This is a genomic window from Burkholderia sp. Tr-20390, assembly GCF_017104595.1.
In the GTDB taxonomy this organism is placed as follows: domain Bacteria; phylum Pseudomonadota; class Gammaproteobacteria; order Burkholderiales; family Burkholderiaceae; genus Burkholderia.
Window position 1 is genome coordinate 16,835 of record NZ_JAAGPC010000060.1, and the last position, 20,839, is coordinate 37,673.

Sequence of the window (20,839 nt, forward strand, 5' to 3'; positions counted from 1 at the left end):
GGTGGTCACACCGAACGTCCGCGCGTAACCTGCATCGCGGCGGGGAAGATGCGTCGACATCGAGCCGATCGGAGCATCCTTGCCGTATGGCACGCACCAGACGTTCAACCGGCCGCATTCCCGGCCGCCGCGTCGAGACCCCGCTTCATCTCCAACGACACCCCACCCAACGATGAGCCACGCACACACCGAGTTGATCCAGCGCTTCTACACGGCGTTCCAGCAGCGCGACATCGACGGGATGCTCGCCTGCTATGCCGATGACATCGTGTTCAGCGATCCCGCATTCGGCGAGTTGCGCGGCGACCTCGCACGCGACATGTGGCGCATGCTGGTCGCGCGGGCGCAGGATTTTTCATTGACGTTCGGCGAAGTCGCCGCGGATCAACAGGCCGGACGCGCCGAGTGGATCGCCCAGTACCGCTTCACCGCGACCGGCCGGATGGTGGTCAACCGGATCGACGCGCGGTTCCGGTTTCGCGACGGACGCATCGTCGAGCATCGCGACAGCTTCGACCTGTGGCGCTGGGCGCGTCAGGCGCTTGGGCTGAAAGGCGCCCTGCTCGGCTGGACGCCTTTCGTGCAACGCGCGATCCGCGCGCAGGCACGGAAGAACCTCGACGCATATCGCGCCAGGCGGAAATAGCACTCACCGTCAAGGCTTCATCGTCGCGTTGATCAGGTCGTGAGCCAGGTCCGGCCGAATGCCGTCCGGATTCTTCAGGCCGTTCTGGCGATACCAGCTTTCGTCGGCTTCGGGATGCGGGCCGACGAGCCCGACGCGCCCCTTGCCATAGCGATAGGTCGCCGCCGCGATGTCGCGGTTCGGATAAGTCGCCAGCACGACCGCGCCGGGGGCGGCCGGGAGCATCGCGCCGTCCTGGAAATAGATCCAGCGTTTTTTCCCGCGCCAGACCACCGGCGTCACCGTGTCCGCGATCCCATGCAGCGTCGAGCCCGGCCGGCCGACCTCGGAGTCGAACTCGCCGGCGACCAGCCCGAAACCCGGGTCGCCCGCGAGGTAGGCGCCCATGCAGATACCCAGGTAGCGCCCGCCGTTCGATACGTAATGCCGCACGGCCCTGATCGAATTTTTCCCGATGCTGGCCACCGCACCGGGAATGTCCTGCCCGCCGCCCGGCTGGACATAGAGCGCGGCGCCGGCCAGGACGGCGGGCGTGATCTTGAGTTTCTCCGCCGGCCCGACGTAGATCACCCGGAACTGATGGTCCGATTCCCGCAGGCGCTGCGCAATCGTCTCCGGGCAGCCATCGCACGCGGCCGGGCCACGATAGACCAATGCGACAGGACGGCTGGCGGAGCGATGCGTGTCGTCGTCAGTCGCGGCCGCATGAGCGACCGACGACGCAACGAGCGACAACACCACGAAAATCGATTCTCTGAATCGCATGTTCTTGATCGACAGGATTGGAGGGCGCATGGTCGTTCATGACGAAGCGATGCTCGCCCCGCCTTTTGAAACCCGATTGAAAGTCGCGTGCAATAGAGCGTAGGCGCGCGAAAGCGGCCGGTGTGTAACGTTTCTTGCGCGCTTGTGCAGATATATGCGCCACCGCCAACCGGGTTCCTGGCGCTTCGTTACCGGTAGCACACCTCGCCGGTCGCGGCCTCGAACGGTTCGCGCCGGTTCACATGACTGCAGCCAAAGCCGGCGACGGAAGCACCTGATGCGAACGGACGATCCCGGGGCGCAGTCGAGCCCACCACCGCCCCACCGCCCTCCAAGCGTCCCGGCGGCAACCGGAACCACCCGCGACACCGCGCCCGCACGCACGCCCATCCGCGCCTCCGCCACACGTCCGAAACGACCGACTCCCCCGCGCCGCCTCGCTTTCCCGCGCGCTAACCGCAACTCTTATATAAGACATAAGACATTTGACGTTAAAGATCATTGAGATTAGAATCCCGCTGCAAAGCAGTGTCTGGAACAGCCCCGGAGTGCCGGCAAGGCCTTCCCCTCAAACGCAATATCAGCAGGTCTCCCCATGCTTGAAAACTTTCGTGCTCACGTGGCCGCCCGCGCCGCGCTCGGTATTCCTCCCCTGCCGCTGACGGCTCAGCAGACCGCCGAACTGGTGGAACTGCTGACGAACCCGCCCGCCGGCGAAGAGCAGACGCTGCTCGACCTGATCACCCATCGCGTGCCTGCCGGCGTCGACGAAGCCGCCCGCGTGAAGGCCGGCTTCCTGGCCGCCGTGGCCAAGGGCGAGACCGCCTGCTCGCTGATCTCGCGCGAACGCGCGACCGAACTGCTCGGCACGATGCTGGGCGGCTACAACATCCAGCCGCTGATCGAGCTGCTGTCCGATGAAGCCGTCGCTGCCGTGGCCGCTGACGCACTGAAGAAAACCCTGCTGATGTTCGACCAGTTCCATGACGTCAAGGAACTCGCCGACAAGGGCAACGCGCACGCGAAGGCCGTGCTGCAGAGCTGGGCCGACGCCGAATGGTTCACGAGCCGTCCGGAAGTGCCGCAAAGCCTGACCATCACCGTGTTCAAGGTGACGGGCGAAACCAACACCGACGACCTGTCGCCGGCCCCGGACGCCACCACCCGCCCGGACATCCCGATGCACGCGCTGGCGATGCTGAAGAACGCACGCCCGGGCATCACGCCGGAAGAAGACGGCAAGCGCGGCCCGGTCAAGTTCATCGAATCGCTGAAGGAAAAGGGTCACCTGGTCGCCTACGTGGGCGACGTGGTCGGCACCGGCTCCTCGCGCAAGTCGGCCACCAACTCGGTGCTGTGGTTCACCGGCGAAGACATCCCGTTCGTGCCGAACAAGCGCTTCGGCGGCGTGTGCCTCGGCGGCAAGATCGCCCCGATCTTCTACAACACGATGGAAGACGCCGGCGCGCTGCCGATCGAACTCGACGTGTCGCAGATGGAAATGGGCGACGTGGTCGAACTGCGCCCGTACGAAGGCAAGGCGCTGAAGGACGGCAAGGTCATCGCCGAATTCCAGGTCAAGTCCGACGTGCTGTTCGACGAAGTGCGCGCCGGCGGCCGCATTCCGCTGATCATCGGCCGCGGCCTGACCGCGAAGGCACGTGAAGCGCTCGGCCTCGCGCCGTCGACGCTGTTCCGCCTGCCGCACCAGCCGGCCGACAGCGGCAAGGGCTTCTCGCTCGCGCAGAAGATGGTCGGCCGTGCATGCGGTCTGCCGGAAGGCCAGGGCGTGCGCCCGGGCACGTACTGCGAACCGAAGATGACCTCGGTCGGCTCGCAGGACACCACGGGCCCGATGACCCGCGACGAACTGAAGGATCTCGCGTGCCTCGGCTTCTCGGCCGACCTCGTGATGCAGTCGTTCTGCCACACCGCCGCTTATCCGAAGCCGGTCGACGTGAAAACGCACCAGACGCTGCCGAACTTCATCAGCACGCGCGGCGGTATCGCGCTGCGCCCGGGCGACGGCGTGATCCACTCGTGGCTGAACCGCATGCTGCTGCCCGACACCGTCGGCACCGGCGGCGATTCGCACACGCGCTTCCCGATCGGCATCAGCTTCCCGGCAGGTTCGGGCCTGGTCGCGTTCGCGGCCGCCACCGGCACGATGCCGCTGGACATGCCGGAATCGGTGCTGGTCCGCTTCAAGGGCAAGATGCAGCCGGGCGTCACGCTGCGTGACCTCGTCAACGCGATTCCGCTGTACGCGATCAAGCAAGGCATGCTGACGGTCGCCAAGCAAGGCAAGAAGAACATCTTCTCGGGCCGCATCCTCGAAATCGAAGGCCTGCCCGACCTGAAGGTCGAGCAAGCGTTCGAGCTGTCGGATGCGTCGGCCGAGCGTTCGGCAGCCGGTTGCTCGGTGCACCTGAACAAGGAACCGATCATCGAGTACCTGAACAGCAACATCACGCTGCTGAAGTGGATGATCGCGCAGGGCTACCAGGATCCGCGCAGCCTGCAGCGCCGTATCCAGGCGATGGAGCAGTGGCTGGCCGACCCGCAACTGCTGTCGCCGGATGCCGACGCCGAGTACGCGGCCGTCATCGAGATCGACCTCGCCGACATCCACGAGCCGATCGTCGCGTGCCCGAACGACCCGGACGACGTGAAGACGCTGTCGGACGTCGCAGGCGCGAAGATCGACGAAGTGTTCATCGGCTCGTGCATGACCAACATCGGTCACTTCCGTGCCGCGTCGAAGCTGCTCGAAGGCAAGCGCGACATCCCGGTCAAGCTGTGGGTCGCGCCGCCGACCAAGATGGACCAGAAGCAACTGACCGAAGAAGGCCACTACGGCGTGTTCGGCACGGCCGGTGCGCGTACCGAAATGCCGGGCTGCTCGCTGTGTATGGGTAACCAGGCTCAGGTGCGCGAAGGCGCGACGGTCATGTCGACGTCGACCCGCAACTTCCCGAACCGTCTCGGCAAGAACACGAACGTGTATCTCGGCTCGGCGGAACTGGCGGCGATCTGCTCGCGCCTGGGCAAGATCCCGACCAAGGAAGAGTACATGGCCGACATGGGCGTGCTCAACGCGAACGGCGACCAGATCTACAAGTACATGAACTTCGACCAGATCGAAGACTTCAAGGAAGTGGCCGACACCGTGCAGATGTAAGCACGCGGAGCGGGCTGCGACGGGCGGTTGACGTCGCAGCACACCACGCAATGGCGTCGCAGGCTGAATGCCCGCGGCGCCATTTTTTTATGCGGTTTCGAAACAAGCCACTCCGGAGATAGCGGGAAAGCCGCGATGACCGGCGTTTCCACCGCTGCGTCGCGACGCTCACGCGCCCTCGCCGCCCGGCTCGCGGCGGATCACCAGTTCGTTGAAGCCGGTGTGCGGGTCGGGTTCGCGCGCAAAGCGATGCCCGGGCAACACGGCCAGCAGGATCTCGGCGGTCGTGCGCACCACGCAGCCGCTCGCGACATGGCCGCCCGTCACGCGGCCGGCCGCATCCGAGATCGACATATGCAGATGCGCGCCGTCCGGTGATACCGAGCCGGCCAGCGTCAGGATTTCGAGGTCACCGCGCAACTCGGTCGGCACGTCGGCCCCGGCAAAGCGCAGCTGCGCGACGCTCAGGCTGCCGATGCCCTGGATCACGAATGCCGCGTGCGCGTCGTGCTGACGCAATGCATGCTCGATCGACGCGCGCAGGTCGTCGCCGGGGGAAAGACGCAGAGGGTGGGCTTGCATGGTCGAGCACCTGCCGATGGAGGATGGTGTCGGCCAAGGGTACGTTCGCGCCGTGAATCCGGCAAGTCACCCGCGCCGGTCGCTCGCCAGCAACCCGTACAGCGCGCTGTCCGACACTTCGTCGCCGACGATCCAGCGTTCGCGCAGCAGCCCTTCCCGCACGAAGCCCAGCCGTTCGAGCAGCCCCGCGGACGCGACGTTGCGCGGATCGATATCGGCCTCGAGCCGGTTCAGCCGCAGCGCGCCGAACGCGTGGTCGATCATGGCCGATGCCGCCTCGCGCATGTATCCGCCGCGCCAGTACTTCCGCCGCAGGCTGAAGCCGATCTCGGCGCGCCGGCATTGCTCGTTCGCATGGAACAGCGCGCATTCGCCGAGCGCTTCGCCGGTTTCCCGCAATTCGAGCACGCAGGCCAGACTCTCCCCGCTCGCGGACGTCTGCACGTTGCGCGCGACGCGCGCGTCGGCCTGCTCGATATGCGTCATCGGCGAGAACGAGAAATAGCGCATCGCTTCCGCATCCGACCAGATCTCGAAGAACGCATGCGCATCGGCTTCGCGCAGCGGCCGCAGGACGAGGCGGGAGGTATCCAGCGTGACGGGTTCGAACAGGGGCATGGCGACGGTCGGTCTAAAAACGGGATCGTGAATTAGAACATGCACGGCGCAAGTAGGCCATTTCGTGCATCCGCACGCCCCACACCTCCGCTGCAATCGGATCGCCGCCCAACAAAAAGGCCCGGACATCGCCCGGGCCGCTTCACCTCATCCGTTACCGCCGCCGGCGCTTATGCTTCGAGCGCTTCGAGCACCTTGCCCTTCGTCTCGATCCCGACGAAGTGCACGGTCACCGCCGCGATCAGCGGCACGATGCCGATCAGGTAGAACGCCGGCGCGAGGTTGCCGCCGATGATCGCGTGCGGCACCACCATCGGCGCGACGAACGACGCGATCTTCAGCCATGCGCTGCCGAGCCCGCAGCCCGACGCGCGGATGCTCGTCGGATACTGCTCCGGCGTATAGACGTACGCGGTAATGAACCCCGACGCCATCAACCCGAGCGACAGCGAGCAGAAGATCGACACGACGTACACCGACGACGCGTGATAGAAGCCCGCGAACGCCAGCGACAGCGCGCACAGCACGAACGACCACACGATCACCGGCTTGCGGCCGAGCTTGTCGACGAGCAGCGCCGACGCCAGCGACCCGAGCACGCCCATCACCGAGCCGATCACCGCGAGGTTCAGCGCGAGCTGCAACGGCGCGTGATAGAAGTTCTTGTAGATCGTCGGCAGCCACGTCGACAGCCCGTACTGGATGAACCCGCAGGTCGCCCACAACGTCGCCACCGCGAGCGTGCGCTTTCGATACGCGGCGCTGAACAGGTCGCTCATCTTGCGCTTCGGATGCTGGCGCACCATCTCGTCGAACGCCGCTGCCTGCGTGACCGGCGGCAACTCGCCGCGCACCGACGCTTCAAACGCACCGACCGCTCGCCCTGCTTCGGCCAGCCGCCCGCGCGACGCGAGCCAGCGCGGCGATTCCGGTACGAGACGCGTGAGCACCAGCGACAGGATCAGCGGCAGCCCGCCGACGAAGTACATGATTTCCCAGCCGAAGCGCGGCACGAGCCACGCACCGAGCGCCATCGACACGAGCAGGCCGATCGGGAACACGATCTCGTACAGCAGCACGAAACGGCCGCGGCCATGAGCGCGCGTGATCTCGTTGATGTACGTCGCGGCGACCGGCAGCTCGCCGCCCAGCCCCAGGCCCTGCAAAATCCGCAGCAGTACGAAGATCTCGAAGGTCGGCGCGAAGCCGCACGCGATGCTCGTGATGCCGATCACGGCCGAACTCCACGCGATCGCCTTCACGCGGCCATGCTTCTCCGCCAGCGCGGGAAACAGGAAGGCGCCGATCAGCTGGCCGATCGCGCCGGACGCGATCAGCATGCCGATCTGCGTCGGCGACAGCCCCCATTTGTGAATCAACAGCGGCAGCGTCGCCGCGATCGTGATCACGTCGAAGCCGTCGAAGAACGTCGCGGTGCCGATCAGCACGCGCGCGCGGATCTGCATCGCGTTGGCGGGAAGCCGCTCGAGCCGCGCGATGATCGCGCCGGGCGTGGAGGCGGCAGCTTCCATCGTGGCGCGACCGGCCACGACATTGTCAAAAGTGCTCATGCGGGGGGTCTCCTGTGTCTCGTCGCCCGGTCAGGCCAGTGTCTTGCTCGTGTCTGCCAGCGCTTCCGTATCCACTGCCCGGCCCTGGTTCATCCACTTGCGCGCGAGCTTCAGCTCACGTGCGTTGTTGACGGCGATGACACCTCTCACATGTCCTTCGCCTACGAAAAACAGCGTCGCGCGTCGCGCGGCAAGCTCGCCGCGCACGACGAGCTGCGCATCGGCCGGCAGATCACCGAGGATCTGCAGGTTCACGTCGTACTGATCGGACCAGAACCACGGAATCTCCGCGTACGGGGCACGCACGCCGAGCACGGCCTTCGCCGCCGCGATCGCCTGGTTCTGCGCGTTGGCCCACGACTCGAGCCGCACGCGCCGCTTCAGCCAGCCATTGTGATGGTTCGCGACGTCGCCGCACGCGAAGATCGCCGGGTCGCTCGTCGCGCCGAATTCGTCGACGACGATGCCGTCGTCGATCGCCAGCCCCGCGTCGCTCGCGAGCGACGCGTTCAGCGCGAGGCCGATGCCGGCCACCGCGAAATCGGCGTCGATCGTCGTGCCGTCGGCGAGCGTTGCACGCACCTTCGACGCGTCGTCCGGCTGCGCGTCGAGCGACGCGAGCGCCGCGCCGAGGCGGACGTCGACACCGTTCGCGCGGTGCAGGTCGAGCAGGAAATCCGACACGATCTGCGGCACCGAGCGGCCGCACAGCCGCGGCGCGCCTTCGACGACCACGGCTTCGACGCCAAGCTTGCGCGCGGTCGCCGCGACTTCGAGGCCGATCCAGCCGCCGCCGATCACGAGCACGCGCCGGCTTGCGCGCAGCTTCTCGCCGAGCGCCGCCGCTTCGTCGAGCGTGCGCAGGTAATGCAGGTTCGGGGTCCTCACGAGTGCGTCCGGCAGGCGGCGCGACGTGCCGCCGGTCGCGATCACGAGACGGTCGTATTCGATCTCGCGGCCGCTTTCGGTCGTCACGACGCGGCGCGCACGGTCGATCGATGCGGCGCGCTCCGGCTGCCACGCCTCGACGTTCAGCGCATCGAATTCGTCCGGACGCACGACGCGCACGGTTTCGATGTCGGCGTCCCCGGCCAGCACGGCCTTCGACAGCGGCGGGCGCTCGTACGGCAGATGCGGTTCGTCAGCGATCATCACGAGGCGGCCCGCAAAGCCTTCCGCGCGCAGTGTCTTCAACACCCAGCCGGCGGCCTGGCCGCCGCCGATCACGACGACCGTGCCGGGCGCGGCATGCACCTGTGCATTCCCTTCGCTCATGATTTTCGCTCCGTCATGAACTTGCCTTCCGGCGCCTTCGCGTTCTTCTGCCGGCGCGTATTGCCGTCGAGACCGCCGTCGACGGCCCATTCGGCGAACACGGTCGGGCCCGGTTCGAACTCGCGCGGCTGCCATTCGGGCGTCAGCACGTCTTCATCCGCGTAGTACTCGATCAGCGCGCCGGCCGGGTTCTGGAAGTACCAGAAGTACGCGGACGACACCGGATGACGGCCCGGGCCGAGTTGCGTTTCCCAGCCGCAGCGGTCGATGTGCATGCCGCCGCCGAACACCTCGTGGATGTCGCGCACGGTGAACGCGACGTGGTTCAGGCCGCGTTTGCCGTTCGGCAGCGCGAGCAGGAACAGGTCGTGGTGGCCGCCGTGCGGTGCGCAACGCATGAACGCGCCGCGCCCCGGGTAACGGTCGGACGTCTCGAAGCCCAGCAGCTCGTGATAGAACTTTTCCTGCGCGTCGAGGCAGTTCGTGAAGAACACCACGTGCCCGACCTCGACCGGCTCCGCGCGCGCATAGATCGGGCTCGGCTGGTCGACGCGCAGCGTCTGGCCCCACACGTTCGACGGCGAGCCCGTGATGTCGAGTGCGCGCTTGCGCGTGACTTCGATGCGGATCGCCATCCCGTTCGGGTCGATGCAGCCGACCGCATCGTCCTGCGCGTAGTAGCCGGGCTGGCCGGCAAGCTTCGTGCGCAGCGCGTCGAGTTCCTGCCGCGTCGCGACGCCCCACGTGACTTCCCGCAGCGTCGGCCCCGCCTCGAACGCGGGCGGCAGCGACGGATCGTCGGCCTTGACGGCCAGCACGGTGCAGCCGTTCAGCGTCTCGAAGCGTGCGCGCGTGTCGTCGTGCGAGACTTCCTTCATCCCCCAGTCGGCGAAAAAGCGCCGGCAGGTCGCGAGGTCGTCGACGCCGTACGTGATCTGCTCGATTCCCAAAATGCTCATTGCGTCATTCCCCTTCGCTCAGTTCGCCCACGGCAGCGGCGCGTCGTTCAAGCCCCAGTAGAGGCTCTTCTGCTGCATGTACTCGCGGATGCCGAGACGCCCCTTCTCGCGCCCCATCCCGCTCTCCTTCCAGCCCGAGAACGGCGTGGAGATCGAAAACAGCTTGTACGTGTTGATCCAGACGGTGCCCGTCTCCAGCGCGCGCGCGAGGCACCACGCACGCTTGTAGTCGCGCGTCCAGATGCCGGCCGCCAGGCCGAACACGCTGTCGTTCGCCTGCGCGATCAGCGACGCTTCGTCGTCGAACGGCATCGCGACGAGCACGGGCCCGAAGATCTCTTCCTGGCAGATGCGTGCGCTGTTCGGCAGCCCTTCGAGAATCGTCGGCTGATAGAAGAAGCCGTTCTCGCGCCCGTCGCCCGACGGCCGCTCGCCGCCGCACAGCAGGCGGCCGCCTTCCTCGAGGCCGAGCGCCACGTAGCGCTCCACCGATTCGCGATGCTTCGCGGTGATCAACGGCCCCATCTGCGTATCGGGGCGCGTCGGGTCGCCCACGCGCAGCTTGCGTGCGCCCGCGACCAGGCGCTTCATGAATTCGTCGTACACCGAACGTTGCACGAACAACCGCGAGCCCGCGATGCACGCTTCGCCCGACGAGCTGAAGATGCCGTACAGCACGCCGTTGACCGCGTGGTCGAGATCGGCGTCGTCGCAGACGATCGTCGGCGACTTGCCGCCGAGTTCGAGCGACACGGGCATCAGCTTCTCGGCCGCGATGCGCGCGATGCCTCGGCCCACTTCGGTGCCGCCGGTGAACGACACCTTCTTCACCAGCGGATGACGCACGAGCACGTCGCCGATCACCGAGCCCTTGCCCGGCAGCACGCTCAGCACGCCCTTCGGCACGCCCGCTTCCTCGCAGATGCGCGCCAGCGCGAGCGACACGAGCGGCGTGACTTCGGCCGGCTTCAGCACCACCGCGTTGCCGCCCGCCAGCGCCGGCGCGAGCTTCTGCGCATCGGACGCGATCGGCGAATTCCACGGCGTGATCGCCGCGATCACGCCGATCGGCTCGTACACGCTCATCGTCAGGTAGTCGCCGCGCGACGGCGTCAGCTCCTCGTCGAGCGTTTCGAGGCACGCCGCGAAATAGCGGAACGTGTTCGCAGCGCTCGCCACCAGCACGCGCGTCTCGCCGATCGGCTTGCCGTTGTCGCGGCGCTGCAGGTTCGCGAGCGCCTCGTGGCGCTGCATGATCAGGTCGGCGATGCGGTACAGCACCTGCGCGCGCAGATGCGGCTTCAGCCCGGCCCAGTCGGCGCGGCGCCATGCGGCGTCGGCAGCCACGACGGCTTCGGCCGCGTCGTCCGCATTCGCGGTCGACACTTCCATGTTCAGCGACTGGTCGGCCGGATAGATGCTCGCGTAAGGCGCGCCACGGCCGCGCCGCCATTCGCCGCCGATCAGGATGTTGCCGTCGGGTACGAGGCTCGTATCGAAAGGAGTCATGTCACAAGTCCCACAAATCTGTCTCTGCACGCCCGCCCTCGCCGTGGCGCGGGCAGGCATTCAATGGCCCGGTCAGATCACGCAGCGGGCCGCGCGGTTGCGCAGCGCGCGGATCGCGCTGTACGCCGTCAGCGCGGACGTCTTCGGGTTGTCGGGCAGCGGTTTGCCGCTCATTTCCAGCGACATCTCGCCGAATGCGCCGCGCGCGGTGATGCGGTGCACGTTGCGCTCGACCGCCGGATCGGCGATCAGGCGCACGTGCGTCGCGTCGAGGCCGAGGCCCGCGAGCGCGACGGTGGCCGCGACGTTCGCATTCTTCGGATACAGGCGCGCGGCGTCGCGCGCGCTGCCTTCGAAGATCACCTTTTCCCCAGTCATCGCACGCAGGTCGCAAAGTTCCTCGGCGGGCGTGCCGAGCCAGCCGAGCGGCGGCTTGCGGCCGACGTACAACACTTCGTCGAGGCCGCCCTGCTTCGCGGACGCCAGCGCATCGATCCCGCCGATCGCGCCGGACAGCAGCGTGACCGTCGCGTCGCCTTCGTCGGCCGCCTGCGCGAGCACGTCGAGCAGCGCGAGATCGGACAGCGCGCCGATCGACGCGACCGCGCAATCGGTGCCGGCTTTCAGCAGCGGCACGACGTGATCGACGAGCGCGCTGTGGCCCGCGCATTCGAGCGCGAACTCGGGGCGGCGGGCCAGTGCGTCGACCGACGACACGACCTCCACCGCACCGCCCAGCACGCCCTGCACCGCCGCGCGCTGGTGTTCCGGCACGATCACGTGCGCGACGCGCAGCGACGCATCGTGCTCGACCGCATGGTACACGGCCGCGCCGATCGCACCGAAGCCGATCATCGCGACGTCGACGGGTGCATGGGCCCGCTTTTGCCCGTTAAGCATATTGGCGCTCCGACGGCTCTTCCTTCTTCACCGGCGGGCCCGCGAAGTTCGATGCGAACGCGCCGACCGACAGCATGTCGACCTCGACCATCACCGGGCCTGCCTTCGCCATCCCTTCGCGCACGATCGCTTCCGCCTGGTCGAGCGACGTGATCCGGTAGTGCGTGAGGCCGAAGCTCGCGCAGAACTGCGCGAAGTCGGGCTGGTGCAGCTGCACGAAGCAGCGGCGGCCACCGTAGTGCGCGTCCTGGATGTTGCGGATCACGCCGTAGCACTGGTCGTTCATCAGCACGATCATCACGTTCGCGTTTTCCTGCACGGCCGTGACGAGCTCGCCGACGTTGACCATCAGCCCGCCGTCGCCGACGAGGCACACCGTCTTCGCCGCCGCACCCGCCAGCGCCGCGCCGATGCCCATCTGGATGCCCTGGCCGATGCCGCCGCCGAGCGCATGCACGCCGGAGCGCGGCTCGAAGATCTTCAGCAGGCGGTTGCCCCACGTGCTGTTCGAGATCGTCACGTCGCGCACCCAGTTGTAGTCGCGGCCGACCGCGCCCTGCAGCGTATCGACGAGCTGCTTGTACGGCCCGAGGCCCTTTGACACGTCGGCCACCGCCTGCTCGCGGGCGGCCGCGAGATCGGACGCGAACTGCGGATCGACCGACAGGCGGCCCTCGAGACGGTCGGCCAGCTCAGCCAGCACACGCTTCGAATCGCCGTGCACGAACAATTCGTTGCGATAGCCGCGGTTGTCGGCAAGCGCGTCGGCGTCGATGCGGAACAGCGGCTGCGGCAGCGCGAGCTTGTACTTCAGCGTTTCGTTGCCGCGCAGGCGCGAGCCGACGACGACGAGCGCATCGCAGGTCTTGTAGAACGCTTCGACGGACGCGTGCACGTTGAACGCGCCGAGCGTCGCCGGGTGATCTTCGGGCAGCACGCCGCGGCCCTGCACGCTCGTCACGACGCCGAAGCCGAGCTTCACGAGGCGCTCGACTTCCTCGCGTGCATGGCGCGCGCCGCCGCCGAGCCACAGCAGCGGACGGCGCTTGGCCGCGAGGGCATCGGCGAGCTTCGCGACGCGGGCGGTGTCGTGCTCGCGCACCGCGACGTGTGCCGGCGCGAGGTCTTCCGGCCATTCGATTTCAGCGGCCTGGATGTCGATCGGAATTTCGACCGACACGGGGCCCGTCGGCGCGGTCTGCGCGATGCGCACGGCTTCGCGGATCGTCGGCAGCACGGTTTCGACGGTACGCACGCGGAACGCGGCCTTCGAGATCGAATGCAGCATCGACAGCTGGTCCGGCGCTTCGTGGATGTACGCGAGATCCTGGTCGAGGTACGGCGTCTCGATCTGCCCGGTGACGTGCAGCAGCGCGGTGCCGGCCGTCAGCGCCTCGACCATCGCGCCGGCCGCGTTGCCCGCCGCCGTGCCCGTGCTCGTGAACGCGACGCCGAGGCCGCCCGACACGCGGGCCAGGCCGTCGGCCATGTTCAACGCGCCGGCTTCGCCGCGTGCACCGACATACCGGATGTTGCCGCGCGAATTGATCGCGTCGAGGATCGGCATGTTGTGGATCGAGATGACACCGAATGCGGTCTTCACGCCGCACTGCTCGAGAAAGGCGGCAATCAGCTCGCCAACCGTGGTTTTTTTAGACATGGCGTGCAAAGCCTCCAGAAACGTCGATATGGCTGCCCGTCGTGTACGACGACAGATGCGTTGCGAGATAAAAGAGTGCCCAGGCGGCCTCGTCAGGCTTGCCGAAGCGGTTCAGCGGAATGTTCTTCGTGCGGGCGATCGCGCCCGTCCAGTCCTCCCAGCTTTCACCGGACTGCGCCTGCGTTTCGTAACGGCGGCGCCACTGGCCCGACTCGACGATGCCGATCAGGATCGAGTTCACGCGGATGCGCTGCGGCGCGAGTTCGGTCGCGAGCGACTTCACGAGGCTCAGCACGCCCGCGCGCGCCGACGACGTCGCGACCATGTGCGGCTCCGGCTGCAGTGCGAGCAACGAGTTCACGCAGGTGATCGTCGGCGCGGCCGCATCGCGCAGCAGCGGCAGGAACGCGCGCGTCGGGCGAATGATGCTGAAGTACTTCAGTTCGAGTTCTTCGCGCCACGCGTCGTCGGTCGTGTCGGCGAAGGTCGACACGCGGCCCTGGCCGGCGTTGTTGACCAGCATGTCGGCGCGGCCGAAACGCGTCGATACGGCTTGCGCGAACGTGGCCACATCCTGCTCGTCGAGCACGTTGCAGCGTGCGGCGAGCAGTTGCGCGCCCGGATACTTTTCAACGAGCATCGCTTCGGCGCGTGCGAGGCGTTCGTTGTCGCGGCCGCAGATTGCGACCGATGCGCCCGCCTGCAGGAACCGTTCGGCCGTCGCGAGGCCGATGCCGGACGAACCGCCCGTCACCACCGCTACCTGCCTGGTCAGATCGATCTGAATCATCGGAGTCCTAAAGCCTTCAAAAACGTGTGCTCGTCATCCGAGCGGTAATTGAGCCGCCGCGACAGTTCCGCCGCCGCGCGCTGTACCTTGTCGATCAGGCCGTCCGCGATCAGCGCCGCGTCGATTTCCGGCCTCGGCACCGTCACCGTGATGCACGCAACGATCCGCTGGGTCTCGTTACGCACCGGCGCGGTGACCACCGAGATGCCGCGCTCGAACGACGAATTGCTGACGCCGTAGCCGCGCAGCGCATCCTCGCGGATCACTTCGTACAGCGCGTCGACCGTTTCCGGCGTTGCGTTCGTCATCCGGTTCAGCGCGCCTTCCGGATACAGCGCATGCAGTTCCTTCAGCGACAGGTCGCCCATCAGCACGTGACCGTGGGTCGTCGCATGCGCGGGCAAGCGCGTGCCGACGTTCACGCGGATCGAGCTGAACACCGGCGCCTGGCTCTGCGCCTTCGCGACGAACACGACGTCGCGGCCGTCGCGGATCACGATGTGCGTCGTGAAGCCGGTTGCATCGCGCAGGCTCTCGATCACGGGCAGGCCGAGATCGGTCAGCTCCAGCGAGCTCAGGTATTCGAAGCCGAGCCGCAGCACGGCGATGCCGAGCTTGTAGTTGCGATCCTTGTCCGCGCGCTCGAGGAAGCCGAGCGATTCGAGCGTCTGCAGCAGACGGAACACCGTCGTGCGCGGAATGCCGAGCCGCTTCGACAATTCGGGCGCGCCGAGCACGGGCTCGCGCGGCGAGAATTCGGCGAGAATCCGCAGCCCGCGTTCGAGGCCGGGGACCACGTAGCTGGCTTCGGCCTTGCCGTTTTCGGTATCGGGTTGTTGCAGCGGTTCGGTCATGCCAGTCCCCGCTGTGGGTCGCACTGACGGCAGAACGTGTCGATCAGCGCGGAATAGACGGCCGGTGCTTCCACGTAGCCCGCATGGCCTGCTTGCGGAATCACCTGCAGCCCGACGTGCGCGGCCGCGGCAATCCGCTCGCATGCAGCAGGCGGCGTGATCGCGTCGTTCGCGCCGACGGCCACGGCCGTGCGGCCGCGAAAGCCGGCGAGATCGGTGGCGAGATCGGCGTTCGCAAGCAGATGCGTGGCCTGCGCGTAGCCGGCCGGCACGATGCGCGCCATGTTCCACCGCACCCACGCACGCGCATCCTCGTTCGCGAAACCGGACAGCATGTTGCCGCTGCGCTGCTCGGCGAGCCCGGCCGGGCCGAGTTCGGCGAGCATCGCGAGCCGCGCGTCGCGGCGCGATTCGCGCGTTTCAGCCGGTGCGCTGCCGTAGCCGCCCGCGGGCGACACCAGCAGCAGGCCGGCGATCCGCGCGGGCATCACGCGGACGAGACCGCCCGCGATGATCGCGCCGAGCGAATGACCGACCAGCACGCAGCGTTCGATGCCGAGTGCCTCGAGCCACGCGTTCAGCGATGCCGCGTAATCGGCGGCGGTCGGCGACGCGCCGTGCACCGGCGTCGACACGCCGTAACCGGGCGCATCCCACGCGAGCACGCGCCGCGATGCGCCGAGCGTGTCGAGCTGGCGGACCCACGATGCGGCGCCCGAGCCGATGCCGTGCAGCAGCACGACGGGCAGCGCACGGCCTGCATGCTGCGCGCCGGCCTCGCGATAACCGATCGTGCCCGCCGCGCCGGCCGCGCAACGCTGTTCGGGAAACTGCCCGAGCAGCGCGGCGAACGCCGCGGTGCGGTCGCGTTCACGTTTGTCGATGACACTCATTGCTTCACCTGCTCCGTCTCAGCGCTTGATCTTCGCGAGCGGCGAATCGGGCGGATAGGTCGGCGTGACCGGCTTCGGCGAACCGAGCATCACGCACATCAGCGCGTCTTCCTCGCCGATGTTGATTTCCGTGCGATACACGCCCGGCGGCACCGAGATCAGGTCGCGCTCGCCGAGGATCGCTTCCCACGTCTCGCCGTCACGCTCGCAGATCACCTTCATCTTGCCGCGCAGCACGAAGAAGATTTCCTCGACGTCCATGTGGATGTGGCTCGGGCCGATGTTGCCGGCCGGGATGACCATCGTCGAGAACGTGAAGCCGCCGGCCGGCACCGTGTTGACGTCCTTCGCGACGCCCGTGCCGCCCGTGCCGACGTAGCGCATCTGCGCACGGCGGTACTTCGGGTCGTAGTCGGCCTGGAACTTCAGTGCGTCCCAGTCGTAGCGACGGGTTGCGTAGCGCGCCACGCGCCCTTCCATCCAGTCGTTGAAGCTTGCGCCTTCCGGCTGGTCCCACGACTTGCGTTCGAGATCGGCGTCCGCCATCGTCCTCTCCTTCATCAGAGTGAAAACTTCAATTCAATCAATTCATCACGAAGCCGCCGTTCACCGGCAGCAGTTGACCCGTCACGAAGCGCGCGCCGTCCGACAGCAGGAACAGCACGGGGCCCGTCACGTCGTCGGGCACCTGCGCACGCGTCAGCGCGCGGCCCTGCAGGTAGAACGCATGGCGCTCGGCCGGCACGTAGGCGGTCGCCTCGACCTCGGTCAGCCCCGGCGCGATCGCATTGACCGTCACGCCGTGCGCGCCGAACTCGCGTGCCTGCGCATGCGTCATCGCGATCACCGCGCCCTTGCTCGCGACGTACGCGAGCAGCTTCGGCGCGCCCCACAGCGCGGTGTCCGACGCGAGGTTCACGATCGCGCCGCGGCCCGACTGCGCGAGATACGGCAGCGCCGCATTGCTGACGAGCCACACGCCGCGCACGTTCACGTTCATCACGGCGTCCCACGTCGACACGTCGAGTTCGGTCGACAGCTTGCCGCCCGAGTTCGTGATCGCCGCGTTGTTGATCAGCGCATCGACGCCGCCGAGCGCCGCCGCGCCCTGCGCGACGAACGCGGTGACGCTCGCCGGATCGGCGAGATCGAGCGCGAAGCAATGCACGACATGGCCGGCTTCGGCGAGTTGCGCGGCCAGCGCGCGGCCTTCGTCGGCCAGCACGTCGCCGAACGCGACCTGCGCGCCCGCTTCGACGAGCGCCTTCACGAACGCCGCGCCGAGCCCGCGCGCGCCGCCCGTCACGAGCACGCGGCGCCCAGCGAGCGACACGACCGGAGCGCGCTCAGCCATTTGCCGGCTCCGAGGCGGCCTGCGCCTGCGCCGTGCGATGTGCGTCGAGCGCCGCAAGATGCTCCTGCGCACGGGTGCGCAGCATCCGGCGCACGCGCGTCATGCCGACGTCGTGCTGGTACAGGTATTCGTGATCGCGCGCATTCGGCGCGAGGCTTTCGAGGACGTAGCGGTCCTGCTCGAGCACGTCCCAGTGCAGGCCCTCGAGGCGGTTGCGGTACATGAAGCGCCACACGTCGCGCTGCCAGCCGCTGACCTTGCGCGTGCGCCAGAAATAGACCTGGCAGTTGTCGCCGTCGACCGGCGTCGCGAAGCCGATGATCCCGAAGTTGCCGCCCGGGCCGAACTTCTGCTTGTACGGGATCGCGAGGCGCATCCACAGGCAGCCCGTCTCACCGAGCTCGACCCAGTCGAAGTTCACGTCGCGCTGGCCGATCTTCTCGAACATCAGGCCCGTTTCCGTCTTGCGCACGCGCATGTCGGCCTGCTTGTCGCCTTCGGCCATCGAGTGCGAGGTGGCATGCAGGTACGCGCCGTGCATCGGGTCCATTACGTTGTCGATCGCGTACTGGTAATTGCACTTCCAGTTCGACACGCACAGGAAGTGGCCGTACGCGTCGTCGACCAGTTCCTCGGGCAGGTTCAGCGGCGCCGGCTCGCCGTGCGCTTCGTCGCCGAACCACAGGAAGATCGCGCCGGCCTTCTCCTCGACCGGATACGACTTCACGCACTTCGTGCCTTCGAGCGGACAGTTCGATACGGCCGGCACGCGGTTGACCGTGCCGCCGCCGTCGACTTCGATGCCGTGATACCAGCACGCGATGTTGCCGCCGAGGTTCCAGCCGAGCGACAGGCGTGCGCCGCGGTGCGGGCAGCGATCCTCGAGCGCGTGGACCTTGCCGTCGTGATCGCGCCACAGCACGATCTGCTCGGACAGGCGCGTGAGGCCGACCGGTGCATTCGACACCTGCCAGCTCGGCGCGACGGGATACCAGTAGTTCTTGATGCCGCGGTCGAGATAGGCACGGACCGGGTCGTGTTGTGCTGCGTGTTGTTCGGGGGACGTCATCAGTGTGCTCCGGATGCGGTTGTCGTCAGGTCGGCGGTCGGCGCTTACGCGGTCATTCCGCGAGCGAGGCCATTTCGGCGCGGAAGCGCTCAGGTGTCCAGACCGTGCCGTCCGGCGCGCGGAAGCCGATGCGGTTCAGGCCCGCGACGACCTCGTCCAGCTCGGTCGCGCCGGCTTCGAACACGCGTTCGAGCGCATCGCCGAGGTCGTTTTCATACTGGGTCGGGGCGGCCTTGCGGTTCTGCCAGACCTGGTTCTCGACCTGGCCGGGGATCTCGATCTGCCCCTTGCCCGCGACGTTGTTCGGCTGCGGCGCCACCCACGGCTTCAGGAAGGGATTGAAATTCACGGTCGCTTCTTTCATGTCACTCCACCTTGATCTGGATTTCCTCGCCGGCGAGCCGCACCGCGTACTGCTTCAGTGCGCGTCCGCCCGGACCCTTCAGGCATTCGCCCGTCTTGATGTCGAACACGGCCTCGTGCAGCGGGCACTCGACCGTGCCTTCGTCGACGAACCCCTGCGTCAGCAGCGCGTATGCATGCGGGCACACGTTCTCGAGCGCATACACGTCGTCGCCGACGCGGTAGATCCCGATTTCGACGCCGTCGGTCCGCTTGAACTCGATCGGCGTGTCTTCCGACAGCGCGCCGGCGTGCCCGGCGCAAACCCATTGTTCAGACATCTCACACCCTTCCTTCTGATCGACTCTCGGTTTGTTCCGATTTGTTCCATACCCGGAACAGTAGTTTATGGATGGTGATTATAGGAGCGACTTTCCACGAGTAAAACAAAAAGCTGCACGCCCTAGGGAAAACACTGACCGCCGGGTCGGCAATCACATGCGCCCACCTCACCAAATGAAATTTTTTGTTATATGACGGGGCTTTACCGGGTTTACGCGGGTTTTGCGCACCGACGCCGGGCGGCGGCCGAAAACCCATCCGTCCCGAAAAAATTATTTTTGATACGGTGCGAGACCCCCTATACTCCATTCCATCAGAGGCACACCGTTCCTTATATGGAACATACGAATGCCCACCCGATGGCGAAAACGCGCGACGGCCGGCCGTTCCCGCGCATGCCGCCACGGCACGTATTCATCAGGTTGGAGATTCAGGAGATCAAATGGTCAAGCATGCGGTAGCAGCAGCAGTGATCGGAGTAGGCGCCGTGTCGGGCGCGTGGGCGCAGAGCAGCGTGACGCTGTACGGCAGCATGGATGCGGGCGTCGCGTACGTGAACAACGTCGGCGGCCATGCGAAGTGGGCGATGATCCAGGGCAATACGCAGCCCGATCGGTGGGGCCTGAAGGGCAAGGAAGACCTCGGCGACGGCCTGTCGGCGATCTTCCAGCTCGAAAACGGCTTCTATACGAACAACGGCCAGTTCGCGACCGCGAACACGATCTGGAACCGCGCGGCCTTCGTCGGCCTCGGCTCGGAGCGCTACGGCACGCTGACGCTCGGCCGCCAGACGCCGCTGTCGTTCGATTATCTCGATCCGCTCAGCACGGCCTACCTCGCGATGAGCTGGTACGCGTTCCACCCCGGCAACATCGACGGGCTCGCCGCGACCGGCAACGTGCCGTACAACAACTCGGTCAAGTACCGCTCACCGACCTTCGCGGGCTTCTCGGCCGCGGCGACGATGGCGCTCGGCAACACGACGAACTTCTCGACCGGCAAGTCGGTCGGCGTCGCGCTGAACTATGCGAACGGGCCGTTCAAGGCGTCGGCCGTGTACTCGAACGAGCACGACCGCGCGATCCTGATCAGCACGACCGGCATCACGTCGTTCCAGGGGCAGAACACTGCGAACGGCTACACCGCGAGCAAGGTCGAGAACATCGGGGCGGGCGCGTCCTACCAGTTCGGCGACTTCCTCGTGCATGGCCTGTACACGCGCACGAAGATGCAGTCGAACGGCTTTTCGGACACGTTCCAGAGCTACGACGCCGGTGTGAACTACCGCAGCAGCGCGTTCAACACGATCGCGGGCGGCGCGGCGACCACGACGCTGGCCGGCCGCCGCTGGACGCAGGTCGAGCTCGGCGACATCTATGCGCTGTCGAAGCGCACGCAGCTTTACGCGAACGTGTTGTACGAGCACGGTTCGGGCGGTGCAAAGGCCGCTTTCTTCACGGCAGGTGTGTCGAGCACGGCGAACCAGGTGATCGTGCTCACCGGGATCCACCACTCGTTCTGAACGACGT

The 20,839-nt window shown here is 67.0% G+C and carries 20 protein-coding genes; 3 read left to right on the forward strand and 17 right to left on the reverse strand.

The window, feature by feature from the left end:
• The first annotated feature begins 172 nt into the window (after positions 1-172).
• Positions 173-646, forward strand: coding sequence for a nuclear transport factor 2 family protein (locus tag G3N98_RS18170; RefSeq protein WP_089427185.1), 474 nt, complete (start codon positions 173-175; stop codon positions 644-646).
• Between the two features lie 9 nt (positions 647-655).
• Here the strand turns inward: G3N98_RS18170 and G3N98_RS18175 are convergent, their stop codons facing one another.
• Positions 656-1,411, reverse strand: a complete 756-nt coding sequence (locus G3N98_RS18175; protein WP_206148817.1) for a BPL-N domain-containing protein — start codon at positions 1,409-1,411, stop codon at positions 656-658.
• Between the two features lie 595 nt (positions 1,412-2,006).
• On the opposite strand from G3N98_RS18175, the gene acnB reads away from it, so the two are divergent.
• The gene (gene acnB, locus G3N98_RS18180; protein WP_206148818.1) at positions 2,007-4,592 is read left to right on the forward strand and encodes a bifunctional aconitate hydratase 2/2-methylisocitrate dehydratase; all 2,586 of its coding nucleotides are present in this window, start codon (positions 2,007-2,009) and stop codon (positions 4,590-4,592) included.
• A 168-nt stretch (positions 4,593-4,760) separates the two neighbouring features.
• On the opposite strand, the gene G3N98_RS18185 is transcribed toward acnB, so the two are convergent.
• The 16 genes from G3N98_RS18185 to G3N98_RS18260 form a co-directional block, all read right to left on the reverse strand.
• Complete coding sequence (locus G3N98_RS18185; RefSeq protein WP_206148819.1) at positions 4,761-5,174, reverse strand: PPC domain-containing DNA-binding protein; 414 nt, start codon at positions 5,172-5,174, stop codon at positions 4,761-4,763.
• Positions 5,175-5,240: 66 nt separating this feature from the next.
• Positions 5,241-5,792: a GNAT family N-acetyltransferase gene (locus G3N98_RS18190; RefSeq protein ID WP_206148820.1), complete on the reverse strand. Its 552-nt coding sequence runs from the start codon at positions 5,790-5,792 to the stop codon at positions 5,241-5,243.
• Positions 5,793-5,962: 170 nt separating this feature from the next.
• Positions 5,963-7,363: an MFS transporter gene (locus tag G3N98_RS18195; protein WP_089442151.1), complete on the reverse strand. Its 1,401-nt coding sequence runs from the start codon at positions 7,361-7,363 to the stop codon at positions 5,963-5,965.
• 30 nt (positions 7,364-7,393) lie between these two features.
• Positions 7,394-8,638, reverse strand: a complete 1,245-nt coding sequence (locus G3N98_RS18200; RefSeq protein WP_089458495.1) for an FAD-dependent oxidoreductase — start codon at positions 8,636-8,638, stop codon at positions 7,394-7,396.
• Positions 8,635-9,597 (reverse strand): VOC family protein, encoded by a 963-nt coding sequence (locus tag G3N98_RS18205; protein ID WP_089458496.1) that lies wholly within the window; start codon positions 9,595-9,597, stop codon positions 8,635-8,637. The genes G3N98_RS18200 and G3N98_RS18205 overlap by 4 nt, the downstream gene beginning before the upstream one ends.
• A gap of 18 nt (positions 9,598-9,615) precedes the next feature.
• Entirely contained in the window at positions 9,616-11,106 is a 1,491-nt protein-coding gene (locus tag G3N98_RS18210; RefSeq protein ID WP_206148821.1) for an aldehyde dehydrogenase, read from the reverse strand.
• Positions 11,107-11,178: 72 nt separating this feature from the next.
• Positions 11,179-12,006, reverse strand: coding sequence for an aspartate dehydrogenase (locus G3N98_RS18215; RefSeq protein WP_089458498.1), 828 nt, complete (start codon positions 12,004-12,006; stop codon positions 11,179-11,181).
• Positions 11,999-13,666 (reverse strand): thiamine pyrophosphate-binding protein, encoded by a 1,668-nt coding sequence (locus G3N98_RS18220; RefSeq protein ID WP_089462403.1) that lies wholly within the window; start codon positions 13,664-13,666, stop codon positions 11,999-12,001. The genes G3N98_RS18215 and G3N98_RS18220 overlap by 8 nt, the downstream gene beginning before the upstream one ends.
• The gene (locus G3N98_RS18225; RefSeq protein WP_206148822.1) at positions 13,659-14,456 is read right to left on the reverse strand and encodes an SDR family oxidoreductase; all 798 of its coding nucleotides are present in this window, start codon (positions 14,454-14,456) and stop codon (positions 13,659-13,661) included. The genes G3N98_RS18220 and G3N98_RS18225 overlap by 8 nt, the downstream gene beginning before the upstream one ends.
• Positions 14,453-15,310 (reverse strand): IclR family transcriptional regulator, encoded by an 858-nt coding sequence (locus G3N98_RS18230; protein ID WP_206148823.1) that lies wholly within the window; start codon positions 15,308-15,310, stop codon positions 14,453-14,455. Before G3N98_RS18230 ends, G3N98_RS18225 begins: the two co-directional genes overlap by 4 nt.
• A complete protein-coding gene (locus G3N98_RS18235; protein WP_206148824.1) occupies positions 15,307-16,203 on the reverse strand; it encodes an alpha/beta fold hydrolase in 897 nt (298 codons plus the stop codon). Before G3N98_RS18235 ends, G3N98_RS18230 begins: the two co-directional genes overlap by 4 nt.
• Before the next feature lie 18 nt (positions 16,204-16,221).
• Positions 16,222-16,749: a cupin domain-containing protein gene (locus tag G3N98_RS18240; protein WP_039344094.1), complete on the reverse strand. Its 528-nt coding sequence runs from the start codon at positions 16,747-16,749 to the stop codon at positions 16,222-16,224.
• Positions 16,750-16,786: 37 nt separating this feature from the next.
• Complete coding sequence (locus tag G3N98_RS18245; RefSeq protein WP_175240307.1) at positions 16,787-17,557, reverse strand: SDR family oxidoreductase; 771 nt, start codon at positions 17,555-17,557, stop codon at positions 16,787-16,789.
• A complete protein-coding gene (locus G3N98_RS18250) occupies positions 17,550-18,626 on the reverse strand; it encodes an aromatic ring-hydroxylating dioxygenase subunit alpha (RefSeq protein ID WP_206148825.1) in 1,077 nt (358 codons plus the stop codon). Before G3N98_RS18250 ends, G3N98_RS18245 begins: the two co-directional genes overlap by 8 nt.
• A gap of 52 nt (positions 18,627-18,678) precedes the next feature.
• Positions 18,679-18,990, reverse strand: coding sequence for a recombinase-like helix-turn-helix domain-containing protein (locus G3N98_RS18255; RefSeq protein WP_069251900.1), 312 nt, complete (start codon positions 18,988-18,990; stop codon positions 18,679-18,681).
• 1 nt (position 18,991) lies between these two features.
• A complete protein-coding gene (locus G3N98_RS18260; RefSeq protein ID WP_011354710.1) occupies positions 18,992-19,309 on the reverse strand; it encodes a non-heme iron oxygenase ferredoxin subunit in 318 nt (105 codons plus the stop codon).
• 443 nt (positions 19,310-19,752) lie between these two features.
• Here G3N98_RS18260 and G3N98_RS18265 point away from each other — a divergent pair, with 443 nt between their 5' ends.
• Positions 19,753-20,832, forward strand: a complete 1,080-nt coding sequence (locus G3N98_RS18265; protein ID WP_089427168.1) for a porin — start codon at positions 19,753-19,755, stop codon at positions 20,830-20,832.
• The last annotated feature ends 7 nt before the right edge of the window (positions 20,833-20,839 follow it).